The organism is Micromonospora sp. WMMD964 (assembly GCF_029581455.1).
Lineage (GTDB): Bacteria > Actinomycetota > Actinomycetes > Mycobacteriales > Micromonosporaceae > Micromonospora.
Genome location: NZ_CP120860.1, coordinates 5,233,522 through 5,245,354, shown reverse-complemented (window position 1 = coordinate 5,245,354; position 11,833 = coordinate 5,233,522). Strand labels below are relative to the sequence as shown.

Annotated in this window: 10 protein-coding genes; 3 read left to right on the top strand and 7 right to left on the bottom strand. The window is 71.9% G+C overall.

What is annotated here, in order from left to right:
• The first annotated feature begins 160 nt into the window (after positions 1 to 160).
• Complete coding sequence (locus O7616_RS24000) at positions 161 to 919, top strand: cellulose binding domain-containing protein (RefSeq protein ID WP_282304054.1); 759 nt, start codon at positions 161 to 163, stop codon at positions 917 to 919.
• Positions 920 to 974: 55 nt separating this feature from the next.
• Here O7616_RS24000 and O7616_RS23995 read toward each other — a convergent pair whose 3' ends face one another.
• From O7616_RS23995 to O7616_RS23980, 4 genes are all read right to left on the bottom strand, one after another.
• Complete coding sequence (locus tag O7616_RS23995; protein WP_282258699.1) at positions 975 to 1,772, bottom strand: SAM-dependent methyltransferase; 798 nt, start codon at positions 1,770 to 1,772, stop codon at positions 975 to 977.
• Between the two features lie 112 nt (positions 1,773 to 1,884).
• Positions 1,885 to 2,541: a response regulator transcription factor gene (locus O7616_RS23990; RefSeq protein WP_282304053.1), complete on the bottom strand. Its 657-nt coding sequence runs from the start codon at positions 2,539 to 2,541 to the stop codon at positions 1,885 to 1,887.
• Complete coding sequence (locus O7616_RS23985; protein WP_282304052.1) at positions 2,538 to 3,833, bottom strand: histidine kinase; 1,296 nt, start codon at positions 3,831 to 3,833, stop codon at positions 2,538 to 2,540. Before O7616_RS23985 ends, O7616_RS23990 begins: the two co-directional genes overlap by 4 nt.
• A gap of 41 nt (positions 3,834 to 3,874) precedes the next feature.
• Positions 3,875 to 5,842: a serine hydrolase domain-containing protein gene (locus tag O7616_RS23980; RefSeq protein ID WP_282304051.1), complete on the bottom strand. Its 1,968-nt coding sequence runs from the start codon at positions 5,840 to 5,842 to the stop codon at positions 3,875 to 3,877.
• Positions 5,843 to 6,137: 295 nt separating this feature from the next.
• On the opposite strand from O7616_RS23980, the gene O7616_RS23975 reads away from it, so the two are divergent.
• Positions 6,138 to 6,842: a hypothetical protein gene (locus O7616_RS23975; RefSeq protein WP_282304050.1), complete on the top strand. Its 705-nt coding sequence runs from the start codon at positions 6,138 to 6,140 to the stop codon at positions 6,840 to 6,842.
• Here O7616_RS23975 and O7616_RS23970 read toward each other — a convergent pair.
• Complete coding sequence (locus O7616_RS23970) at positions 6,839 to 8,197, bottom strand: serine/threonine-protein kinase (protein ID WP_282304049.1); 1,359 nt, start codon at positions 8,195 to 8,197, stop codon at positions 6,839 to 6,841. The two genes, O7616_RS23975 and O7616_RS23970, sit on opposite strands and share 4 nt — an antisense overlap.
• Positions 8,198 to 8,235: 38 nt before the next feature.
• Here O7616_RS23970 and O7616_RS23965 point away from each other — a divergent pair, with 38 nt between their 5' ends.
• A complete protein-coding gene (locus O7616_RS23965; protein ID WP_282304048.1) occupies positions 8,236 to 8,802 on the top strand; it encodes an RNA polymerase sigma factor in 567 nt (188 codons plus the stop codon).
• A gap of 210 nt (positions 8,803 to 9,012) precedes the next feature.
• Here O7616_RS23965 and helR read toward each other — a convergent pair whose 3' ends face one another.
• The gene (helR, locus tag O7616_RS23960; protein WP_282304047.1) at positions 9,013 to 11,148 is read right to left on the bottom strand and encodes an RNA polymerase recycling motor ATPase HelR; all 2,136 of its coding nucleotides are present in this window, start codon (positions 11,146 to 11,148) and stop codon (positions 9,013 to 9,015) included.
• A 262-nt stretch (positions 11,149 to 11,410) separates the two neighbouring features.
• Positions 11,411 to 11,791 (bottom strand): YccF domain-containing protein, encoded by a 381-nt coding sequence (locus tag O7616_RS23955; RefSeq protein WP_208744992.1) that lies wholly within the window; start codon positions 11,789 to 11,791, stop codon positions 11,411 to 11,413.
• Positions 11,792 to 11,833: the final 42 nt, after the last annotated feature.

The following is an 11,833-nucleotide window of genomic DNA, read 5'->3' as shown; positions in this document are numbered from 1 at the left end:
CGTGCTCGGGAGCCAGCGCGCACCGCACCTTCTCCGGTCCACGGGACGCACGAGGTGGTCAGTCACCCGTGCCGGGCGGTCCTGGTCGGCGACCGGCGACCCGAGCGCGGCACCGGCTACCACCTCGGTCATCGGTGCCCGGTAACCACCGGAGGTTCCGATGCTTCGCATGTTCCTCGCCGCGACGACCGTGGCGCTCGCCGTCCTGGCTGGGGCGAACGGCGCCCGCGAGGCCGCAGGGCCCACCGAGGGCACAGGGGCCACACCCTTGACCACGACGTCACCGATGCCCACGCCGACGGTCGCGTGCCCGCCCGCGTTGCCGATCACGGCGAACGTCAGCGGGGTCACCACCACGAGCGTGACCATCTCCTACTGGATCTTCTTCCGTCCGCCCTGCGGCTACGACCCGCCCATGACCGTCAGCCTCTTCGCCAACCGCGAGGACGCCCAGCAGTGGCGGGCGCCGGTCGCCTCGGCGACCTCCGGGACGGCGGAGCGCAACGGCACTGTCACCATCGACCGACTGGCGCCGGACACGGAGTACTGGTACCGGTTCACCGACGTCGAGGGCCGACGGGACCCGTACATGATCGGGTCGGCGCGGACCGCTCCGCTGACCTCCTGCCGCGCGACGGCGACCATCGACGCGCGCTGGGGTAGCGGCTTCGTCGCCACGGTCACGGTCCGCAACACCGGGAGTGAGCCACTGGACCGGTGGCGGGTGTCCTGGCGGTGGTCCGGTGACGAGCGTGTCCAGTCGGTCTGGGGTGGCGTGGCCGAGACCGTCGGTGTCGACGTCACGGTCCGCAACGCCTCGTACAACGGGGCGCTGGCGCTGGACGGGTCGACGACGTTCGGTGTGCTCGTGGCGGCCGGTGCGGTGCCGGACGAGTTGACGTTGAGCTGCGCCCGCTGAGACGACTCCGCCCCGCTCCCGCCCTGACGGCGGAGGCGGGGCGGAGTCGCGGCGGTCAGGGCTTGCGGGCCACGGCGCCGTACGCGTCGATACCGCTGGCGTCGGGGTCCTCCGGCCGCCACAGGGGGATCGGCACCAGGCCGGGCTCCACCTTGGTCAGCCCGGCGAAGCAGGTGTCGAGGTCCGCCGGGCTGCGCAGGATGTACGGGACGCCGCCGCTCTGCGCCAGCCGTTCGGCCCCGGAGACCACCTCCGGACTGGTGTCGGTGCCGTCCCAGAGCACCAGGTGGCTGCCGGACGGCATCGCGGCCATCGTCCGCTCGACGATCGAGCGCACCACGTCGAGGTCGGGCTCGTAGCCCAATACGCCCATGAACATCACGGCGACGGGCTGGTCGAAGTCGAGCGTCTGCGCGGCCTCGGCGAGGATCTTCTCCGGGTCGTGGTAGTCGGCCGGCACGTAGGTCGTGACACCCTCGGTGGTCGTGTTGGCCAGCAGCGCCCGCGCGTGCACCAGCACCATCGGGTCGTTGTCGACGTAGACGATCCGGGAGTCCGGCGCGATCCCCTGGGCGACCGCGTGGGTGTTCTGCATGGTAGGCAGGCCGGTGCCGATGTCCAGGAACTGCCGGATGCCCGCCTCGGCGGCGAGGTACCGCACGGCCCGGACCAGGAACACGCGGGACTGCTGCGCCATGACGACGATCTCCGGGTAGACCTCGGCCACGGCGTCGCCGGCCGCCCGGTCGGACTGGAAGTTGTCCTTCCCGCCCATCCAGTAGTTCCAGATCCGCGCCGCGTGCGGCACGTCGGGCTGAAGCTTCGCGGCGAGTTCGGGGTCCGGACCGGCCATGCCAGGCTCCTATCGAGGGGTCGAGAGCTGGAGGTCACCACACTGAGGTGTGAGCGGGATCGTACTCCGGCGGTGTCCACTGTCGACGCCAGGTGGAAGGCCCCGGCGGCCGTCACCGTCGGATCACCCCGTTCTGGTACGCCCACACCACGGTCTGCAACCGGTCCCGTACGCCGATCTTCGCCATGGCGCGCCCGAGGTGCGACTTGACGGTGCTCGTCTCGATGAACAGCCGATCGGCGATCTCGACATTGGACAGACCTTGCGCGAGCAGCTCCACGATCTCGGTCTCCCGCACGGTGAGCTGGTGTGCCGCCGCGGCGTCCGACGCCGGAGCGGGGGTGCGTCTCGCGAACTCCGCGATGACCCGGTGGGTGACGGCCTGGTCGACGAGCCCGTACCCGCCTGCGAGTCGACGGATCGCCTCGACCAGGTCCTCCGGTTCGCAGTCCTTGAGGATGAACCCGCTGGCGCCGGACTCCAACGCGCCGAAGACGTACTCGTCGAGGTCGAACGTCGTCACGACGAGCACCGCGGGCGGCGTACCGGACGCGTCGGCGAGGATCTGCCGCGTCGCGCTCAGCCCGTCGCCGTGCGGCATCCGGACGTCCATGCAGATGACGTCCGGTTGCAGCCGGCGGGCCAGGTCGACGGCGGCGGAACCGCTCGACGCCTCCGCCACGACCTCGATGTCTCCCGTCTCCTCCAGGATGACGCGGAAACCGGCGCGGACGATCGCCTGGTCGTCGACGAGCATCACCCTGATCATGCCGTGGCCTCTTCCTTCGGTCGGGACGCGACGGGGCCGTTCGTCGGCAGCGTCGTGGTGACCGACCACCCGCCGGCCGGGGTCGGGCCGGCCGCGAACGACGCCCCGATCAGTTGCGCGCGTTCGCGCATGCCCACCAGGCCGACACCGCCGGGCCGGGCGGTCGGGCCGGGTCGTCCGGAGGCCGGTTCGTTCACCACCTCCAGCGTCACCGAGCGGGGCAGGAAGCGGAGTGCCACCCGTACCGGTGCCCCGGGTGCGTGCTGACGGGCGTTGCTGAGCGACTCCTGCGCGATCCGGTAGAGCGCCACGTCGGCGATCGGCGACACCGCACGTGGCTGCCCCTCCCGGACGAACTCGACCGGCCCGGAGAGGCCGCCCGCGGTGTCGACCAGCTCGTCGAGCCGGTCCAGCCCGGGCACCGGGGCGGCGCCGTCGCCGTCCTCGTGCCCGGGACGCCCGCGCAGCACACCGACGACCAGCCGCAGGTTGTCCAGGGTCTCCTTGCCCTGGGTGCGGATCCACGCCACCCCCGCCTTCGCGGCCGCCGGGTCGCGGTCGATCAGCCGCTCCACCGCCGCCGCCTGCACGACCACACCGGACAGGTGGTGGGCGGCCACGTCGTGCAGTTCCCGGGCCATCCGGGAGCGCTCCGCGCCGATGGCCGCCTGGACCTTCGTGCGCTGCTCCCGGATCGCCTCGTCGGCCCGCAGCCGCACCAGGTCGACGTAGCGCCGGTAGGTGGCCACGTAGCCGCCGACGAACGTCGCGCCGGCATAGGTCAGGGCGCTCGCCGAGACGTACGCGACGCCCGTCAGCAGATCGGGGGTCACCACGACGGCCGCCCCGATCGACTCCGCCAGCACGGCCACGCCGACGGCCGGCAACGCGCGCCGCACCGGCAACAAGGAACCGACGGTGTACGCCACGACGAACGGCGCGATGCCCCGGACGGTCACCTCCGGCAGGGAGAGGCCGTTGACGGGCAGTTGAAGGCCGACGACGAGCGCGAGGCAGAGCAGTGGCCGGACCCGACGCAGGCACAGCAGCATCGCCTGCGCGCAGCAGACGGCGATGACCAGCCAGGCCCGCGTCGGGTCGAACGACACCCCGTCCCCCGGTGCCACGAACCGGAACAGCACCGTCAGCAGCACGAACGTCAGAACGGTCAGGACCGCCGCCAGCAGGCAGTCGCGGGCGAACACGCCGGTCACCCCGAGTCGGGTGAGCCGACCGTCGAGCCACTTCGTCAGTCGTGGTGTGCCGGGTTCGGTGCCGGTGTGGTCGCTCATGCGGTTCGCGTCCTTGCTCCGGATCGGTCCGGGTCGGGCGGTCAGTAGGAGATGCTAGGCGCGAGCAGCCGGAACTCCACGGCGAACCAGCCCGCCCCGACGAGGGCGACCAGGATCAGGCCGCTGCCGACGATCCGTCGCCAGCCGACGTGGCGTCGGACGTCGTCGACCAGCCGGACCCCGGCGGGCAGCACACCGAGCAGGCCGACGAGTTGCAGCGCCTGGATGGCGCGCAGGGCGGGCCCGGGTACGTCCTGCAGGCCCATGATGCTGCCGATGCTCAACACCCAACCGGCGAACGCGAGCAGCGTGCCGGCGACGGCGACGCGGCTCAGGATCCGCGCGGTACGCCCCGCTTGCTCGCGAGGGGCGCGGCCGAGCCGACGGCGGACGATCGCGCCGACCGGCCAGGACAGGACGGTGAGGAGCAGCACGACAGTCGACAGGAGCAGCACCGGGATGGCGACCGCGGAGGCGCGGGCGGGCTCGACCGGCAACAACGTGAACGCGGAGTCGAAACTGATCGCCTCGACCCGGTCGTCGGTGGCCCGCATGGCGATGGTGCGCTGCCCGCCGACCTCACGCCAGACCCACGGCGCCACCTCCTCGTAGAGGGCGGGGGAGTCCGACAGCGGACCCGGCTCGAACCGCAGGCGGTGACCGTCGGCGACGCTGACCGTCGTCCGACCGGCCAGGCCGACCGCCGTCAGGAAGGTGCTCCGCATCGCCCGCGAGGACTCGTACGTGCCGGCGGCCGACTCGGCGTGCCGGGCGGTGGTGGCCGCGTCGACGCCCGTGCTCGGCTGCCCGGTGCGGGCGGGGAAGTAGCGGTCGGCGAAGCCGTGCACGACCGCCTCACGAAGCTCGTGGCTGTCGAGGGCGCCGGAACCGTTGCTGTTGAGGGCGAGGAAGATGCCGGCCCGGTCGTCGGGGTAGATCTGCAGGTGGGAGTGGAAGTACTTGGTGTCGCCGCCGTGGCCCAGGATCCGGTGGCCGTTGCGGTCCTCCTCGAAGAATCCGAGGGTCATCCGGGGCCCGTCGGCCAGGGTGCCCAGCGACGTCGCGTCGAGTGCCGGACGCTGCATCAGCTCCCGGGTCGGCTGGTCCAGCAGGGGCGCGAAGCCCACCGGCTCGCCGAGCTGGGCGAGCATGAACCGCGCCATGTCCGTCGCCGGGGCGCTCAACGCGCCGGGCGGGGGCATACCGACGATCTCGAACGGCGCGGCGGGTGCGGTGGAGGTGTCGTACCCCTCGGACATCCGGTCCCGCAGCGCCGCCGGTAGGGGCTGCTCGAAGGTCGACGACGGCATGCCCGCCCGGTCCAGCACGTTGCGCTGGACGTACTCCTCGAAGCGCGTCCCGCTGACCCGTTCGACGATGTAGCCCGCGAGCGCGTTGCTGTAGTTGGAGTACGCCGGGACGGTGCCCGGCTCGTAGATCTGCTCCGGTGGGTCGGTCACCAGGGCCTCGCGCAGGTCGACGGTGCCGCCGTCGGTGCCGATGAGGCCTGCGATGCGCTCCTCGAAGCCCGCGGTGTGGGTCAGCAGGTGTCGCAGGGTCACCGCCCGCTCGTAGCCGTGCGGAAGGTCGAAGTCGAGGTACGTCTCGACGTCGGCGTCGAGGTCGAGCTTCCCGTCCTGCACGAGTTGCAGGACGGCGGTGGCGGTGACGAGCTTCGACACCGACCCCATCCGGAAGAGGTGCCGGTCCGGGTCGACGGGTACGGCCCCCGTGCCGCCGTCACCGGTGTCGGCGTACCCGTACCCCCGGGTTGTGACGATCGTGCCGTCGTGCACGACGGCGACAGTGGCCCCCGCGATGCCGGTCCGGTCGAGCGCGGCCGGCAGCAGGCCGTCGAGCCAGGCGGTGACGTCGGCGCCGGTCAGCGCGGGGTCCGTCCCGTTCGCGGCGGCCGGAGCGGCCGGAATGCCGGCGGCCGGGGCCGGGTCGCCGGGCGACGCGCCGCAGCCGGCGGTGGTCACGGCCACGACGACAATGGCCGTCAGCACCGCCCCGAGTCGGGCGACCAGTCGTGCGGGTCGGGGTGAGCGGGATCGAGGAACAGTGCGAGAGCGCATGGTCTGCCAGTGCCTTCCCAGGCGCAACGGGTGTCCGGAGCAGGTCCGTGCGGCGTCACCCGGTGCCTGGTTCCAGCCTGTTCGAGCGATCCGCCGGAACCATCTGGCGCGAGACGGCATTGCGTTTACGACCTGAGGAGGAGGGCAGTGTGTCCCTTCGCGTGAACCACTGCCCGTGCCGGTGCATCCAAACCTGTGACAGAGCCCGCAGAGGAGAGGATCAACCATGCGCGCCAAACTGCTTGCCGGGATGCTGCTCATCCCCATGGTCGTCGCCGGGTGCACCGCACCCGTCGAACGGGTCGGCGGTGACGCGGCACCCGCCGGCTCTCCGTCGGCCACCGCGAGCCCGTCGGCGTCGAGCGCTCCGGCCACCCCCGGCTCGTCTCCGAGCGCTCCGGCCACCCGCACGTCCGCCCCGGGCGCCCCGGCCACCCGCACCACCGGACCGGCCGGTTCGGTGAGCGAGATGAGGCGGACCGACTGGCCCAACGCGGTGATCCGCAGCCTGGACTTCTGCGGCGAGTCCGACGAGTTCGTGAGGTTCCGCAACGGGTCGAACGGCCTGGACGTGCCCTGCCGGATCCTGCCCGGAGGCGCGCGCCCCGCGTACGCCGACTTCATCGGCGAGGAGCCGGCGGACGCCCCGGCGACCGAGGACGCCCTCGTCCTCGTCGAACTGGGCAACCCCGGCGCGGCGCGGCGGCAGGCGCTGGTGCCCGTCCAGCTCGCCTACGACGGCAAGGAGCGGTTCGCGCGGCCGGTCATCAAGGGGGACGACCCGAGCCCGACCGGCGACCGGGTGATGACGTTCGTCTCGTACCGGATCGTGAAATTCCACGTGGAGGCCACCGTCCGCAAGCTCGACGGCGGCACCGAGACCCGCCGGTGGCGCATGATGGACTACGCCGGCAACTGGGAACGGTTCTAGCCTTGCGTGAGCAGCGGATCGTCCACCCGCAGCGTGTCGAGGACCTCGTCGGTGCGGTCGACGCCGTCGGTCTGTTTGACCTGGACGTACACGCCGAAGGAGCCCCCCGCGCCGGCCAGGGTGACCTCGCTGAAGGACCTCTCGGTGCCGCCGCAGCGCGCCCAGTGCCGCACGGTTCCGCTGAGGGCGCCGACGGTGACCGCTCGCCCGGAGGCGTCCGGGCATTCGCTGTGGTCGGGCAGCGTCGGCCGGTCCGTGGTCGGCAGCGCACGGCTCACTCCGACGAAGACACCGGGTGCCGCGCTGTCGACGTCGGACCACTCGGTGAGATCCGCCCCGACGAGCAGGCCCGGACGGCGTGCCTCGGTCAGACCGATCACCGCCGGGTTCCAACCCCTGTCGCGCAGGTGCCTCGCCCAGCCGTCCGGCACGGCCACCGAGACGGTGCCGGTCGCGTCGCCCACCCGCGCCCAGCCGTGCGGCGCGGTGGGAGGGACGGCGGACCCCGCCATGACCAGCGCAGCGGCCACGACGCCGACGGCGGCGACGGACCGGCGGACCCGGTGCGGGGGTGGTCGGACCGTGACCTGCCGCGTGGCGAGCAGACCTTCCAGCGCCTCCGCGTACGCGGCGGCGGTCGGCCAACGGCGGTCCGGGTCGCGGTGCAGTGCCCGGCGGACGACCCGCTCGACGGCGGCGGAGGCGCGCGGTGTCGCCGGCTGCCCCGGCGGCGACCCGCTGAGCATGTGGTGCGTCAGGGCGCCGATCGCGTACACGTCGGCGCGCACGTCGAGCCCACCGCCGGGGACGAGCTGCTCGGGCGCCATGTAGGCGGGAGTGCCGGCGAGCACGGTGAACCCGGAGGCGTGCGCGAGGGTCTTGGCCAACCCCAGGTCGGCGACCAGCACCCGATCCCCGGCCGCGGTGGTGTCGAACAGGACGTTGGAGGGTTTGAGGTCGCGGTGCAGCACACCGTTGTCATGCAGGACGGCCACCGCCCGCGCGATGTCGGCGGCGACGCGCAGTGCCTCGCGCACCGGCATCGGCCCGTCGTCCAGTCGGTCGGCGAGACTGCCGCCCGCGGCGTACGTCATCACCAGGTACGGCCGGCCGTCGGGCAGCTCACCGACGTCCAGCACCCGGACCAGATGGTCCGAGTCGACCTGCCGCATGAACCGGGCCTCCTGGCGGAAGCGCCCCCGGATGTCGGCCCGTTGCGACCAGTTGTCGGCGAGCACCTTCACCGCCACCGGCGACCGCAGCTCGTCGTCGTACGCCAACCAGACGGTGGCGAACGCGCCGGCGCCGACCGGGTGCGCGATGCGGTAGCGACCGACCTGTGGCGGGATGGACACGACCGTATTATCCGACGACCGGGACACCGGTGACGCCCATGAACGGGGGAGCGCTGGTGGTGATCGGATTCGACACCGAGGAGCTGGCCCGGCGGGCGGCGGCCGGCGACCGCGCCGCCCTCGACGAGCTGCTGGCCGCGATCGGTCCGCGGGTCCTTGAACAGTGTGGACGCTTCCTGCCCTGCCGGCAGGACGCCGAGGAGGCCGCGCAGGACGCGTTGATGCAGGTCGCCCGGCACATCGAGCGGTTCGAGGGTCGGTCGTTGTTCTCGACCTGGTTGCACACCGTGGTCGCCAACTGCGCCCGTCAGACCTACCGGTCGTTGCGGCGACGCGCCGCCGAGGTGCCGAGCGCGTCGCTGCCCGTCGACGTGGTCGATCCCCGTACGACGAGCGTCATCGCCGGATCCCGCCTCGATCTCCTCGACGCGCTGGACCGGCTGGAGGCCCATCGGCCGGAGCTGGTGACGGCTCTCGTGCTGCGCGACATGTGTCAGCTCGACTACCAGGAGATCGCCGGGCAACTGGGCATCCCGGTAGGCACGTTGAAGTCCCGGATCCATCACGCTCGTCGGCACGTGCGGGAGTCGTTGCAGGGCGGTTGAGAAGAGCCTGCGCCGATCTTCGGGTTTGCCCCCGATCGGGGTGGGTCGCTTCAGTGGGGGTGGGCCTTCGTGGACTCCGGCCGCGCTCGGCGGCCGAAGAGCACGACGATACACGCGGGCTGACCGAGCGCACCCGCGATCGAGCCTGATGCCACCGAGGCATCAAGATGCCCCGGTGGCATCACCGTCGACAGCGACAGCGGCAGCGCGTCAGCGACTGGTCAGGATCACGAGTCGCTGAGTGGCCCGGGTCATGGCCACATAGCGGTCGACAGCCCCTTCGATGCCGGTGCCGAACGAGTCCGGGTCGACGAGGACGACCAGGTCGAACTCCAGCCCCTTGGCCTGCTCCGGGCTCAGTGACCGGACGCGGGACGTCGGCGAAAACGTCGGGTCACCGATCACGCAGGCGATCCCGTCGGCGTGCGTGTCGAGCCAGGTGTCGAGGATCGACCTCAACTCCGACACCGGTCCCCGAACGACGGGCGAACCGTTGCCGCGGATCGAGGTCGGCACGTTGGCGTCCGGCAGCACGGCCCGGATGACCGGCTCGGCCTCCGCCATGACCTCCGACGGCGTCCGGTAGTTGATGGTCAGCGAGGCCATGGTGATCCGGTCGAGCCCGACCCGGCGGAGGCGTTCCTCCCACGACTCGGTGAACCCGTGCCGGGCCTGGGCGCGGTCGCCGACGATCGTGAAACTGCGCGACGGGCAGCGCGACAGCAGCATCTGCCACTGGGCGTCGGTCAGTTCCTGCGCCTCGTCCACGACGATGTGCGCGAACGGGCCGGCGAGCAGATCCGGGTCGGTGTCCGGCAGCGCCGAGTCGTCGACCAGGACCTCGTGCAGGTCCGGTTGGCGCAGCATCGCCAGCAGGCCCTCACCGTCGTCGTAGGTGTCGGCGGCGAGCAGTTCGTCGACGACCCGGGCCCTGTGCTCCCGTTCCACGGCAGCGGCGGGATCCTGCCGACCCTTGCGCCCCGCCCCTTCCGGGTCGCCGAGGCGTTGCCGTGCCGCGTCCAGGAACGGCAGGTCGGACACGGTCCAGGCGCGGGGGTCGTCGCGTTGCAGTGTGCGGACCTCCTCCGGGCTGAGCCACGGCGCGCACCGGCGCAGGTACGCGGGCACCGACCACAGGTCACCGACGAGGTCGGCCGCGTCGAGCACCGGCCAGGCACGGTTGAAGGCCGCCCGCAGCGCCTGGTCGCGCAGCAGTGAGGCCCGCAGCACGTCGTCCGGCATCTCGCCGTCGTACCTGTCGACGAGGATCGTGAGCAGCTCCTCCCAGATCTCGTCGCGTGCCTCGTTGTGCGGGGTGCCCGGCCCGGGCGCCTCGAACGCGTCGCCCCAGTCGTCGGCGCTCAACCGGATGTCGACGTCGTCGGTCGTGATCGTCATCGGTGTGCCCGGCGGCTCCTCGTAGAACCTGACCGCCGCGTCGATCACCTCGACCAGGCGGGCGGAGGACTTCAACCGGGCCACCTCCGGGTCGGTGTCGACGGTCGCCGTGGCCCCCTCGGGGACGAGATCGGTCAGGGTGCAGGTCTGCACGTCCTCCTCACCGAGGCTGGGCAGGACGTCCGCCACGTACGCCAGGTAGGGCTGGTGCGGCCCGACGAAGAGCACCCCACCCCGGCGGTGACCGAGACGCGGGTCGGAGTAGAGCAGGTAGGCGGTGCGGTGCAGGGCGACGACGGTCTTCCCGGTGCCCGGACCGCCGTCCACGACGAGGGCACCCGCCGAACCCGCGCGGATGATGGCGTCCTGGTCGGCCTGGATGGTGCTGAGCACGTCGCGCATCCGGCTCGACCGGGCGCTGCCCAGGCTGGCGATGAACGCGGACTGGTCGTCGAGCGCGGCGGCGTGCCCCACGAACCCGTCCGGGGTGAAGACCTCGTCCCAGTAGTCGCTGATCCGGCCACGCGTCCACCGGTACCGGCGGCGGCTCGCCAGACCCATCGGGTTGGCGTGGGTCGCCCCGAAGAACGGTTCGGCAGCGGGGGACCGCCAGTCGAGCAGCATCCGCCGCCCCTCGCTGTCGGTGAGACCGCGACGCCCGACGTACACCGGATCGGGGTTGCCCGCCTCGACCACGTGGCCGAGGCACAGGTCCAGTCCGTAGCGGCTGAGCGCCCGCAGGCGGGCGCTCAGCCGGCGGATCTCGTCGTCCCGGTCCACCGCCTGCCGACCCTTGCCGCCGGGGGCCCGGCGCGCGGTGTCGAGGCGGTCGGTCAGGTCGGCGGTCACCTGCGCGAGGCTCTCCGCCATGGCCGCGAAGTGCTGCTCGTCGCAGGCTATGAGTGCCGGGTCGGCCTTGGGGGAGAGGGAGTCGGGGAGGTCGAACACGGAGGTAGGCAAAGAATCCAATTCATGACTTCCATTTCGGCCGAATCTGGCTTCGGCCGACGATTTTGCGTCATAAACGGGGTCTTGCCGCAAGCCCCCCAATGCGATATACGTTAGGAGTGGCGGGGGTGCGTTGGTCCCCCTGCCCTTGACTCGCCCGCAGCCCGTCGTGATCAGATGACGAAAAGTAGGTCCTGGGCCCGTGCCCGACCTACTTTTCATCACGTGATCAAGGGCGCGGTGTGGACCGGCCCGCAGCGGCTCAGGGAGCGTCGACGACCTCACGGCCGAGCGGCCAGAACGCCGCCGGGACGAGCTTGAAGTTGGCGATGCCGAACGGGATTCCGATGATCGTCACGCAGAGGGCGATGCCCGCGAGGATGTGGGAGAGCGCGAGCCACCAGCCCGCCAGCACCACCCAGAGGACGTTCGCCAACCCCGAGGCGACGCCCGCACCGGGCTTGGGCACCACCGTGCGGCCGAAGGGCCACAACGAGTAGACGGCGAGGCGTAGCGACGCGACGCCGAACGGAATGGTGACGACCAGGACGAAGCAGATCAGGGCGGCGAAGCCGTACCCGACCGCGAGCACGATGCCGCCGCCGAACACGAGCCACAGCACGTTCAATACGAAGCGAATCACCACTCCAGCATGAGCGAGGCTCACCACCCGGCCGCGTGGCAC

Excerpts from the sequence above, each read along its gene's own strand:
- O7616_RS24000 (WP_282304054.1), top strand. The coding sequence starts at position 161 with ATGCTTCGCATGTTCCTCGCCGCGACGACCGTGGCGCTCGCCGTCCTG.
- O7616_RS23995 (WP_282258699.1), bottom strand. The coding sequence starts at position 1,772 with ATGGCCGGTCCGGACCCCGAACTCGCCGCGAAGCTTCAGCCCGACGTG.
- O7616_RS23990 (WP_282304053.1), bottom strand. The coding sequence starts at position 2,541 with ATGATCAGGGTGATGCTCGTCGACGACCAGGCGATCGTCCGCGCCGGT.
- O7616_RS23985 (WP_282304052.1), bottom strand. The coding sequence starts at position 3,833 with ATGAGCGACCACACCGGCACCGAACCCGGCACACCACGACTGACGAAG.
- O7616_RS23975 (WP_282304050.1), top strand. The coding sequence starts at position 6,138 with ATGCGCGCCAAACTGCTTGCCGGGATGCTGCTCATCCCCATGGTCGTC.
- O7616_RS23965 (WP_282304048.1), top strand. The coding sequence starts at position 8,236 with ATGAACGGGGGAGCGCTGGTGGTGATCGGATTCGACACCGAGGAGCTG.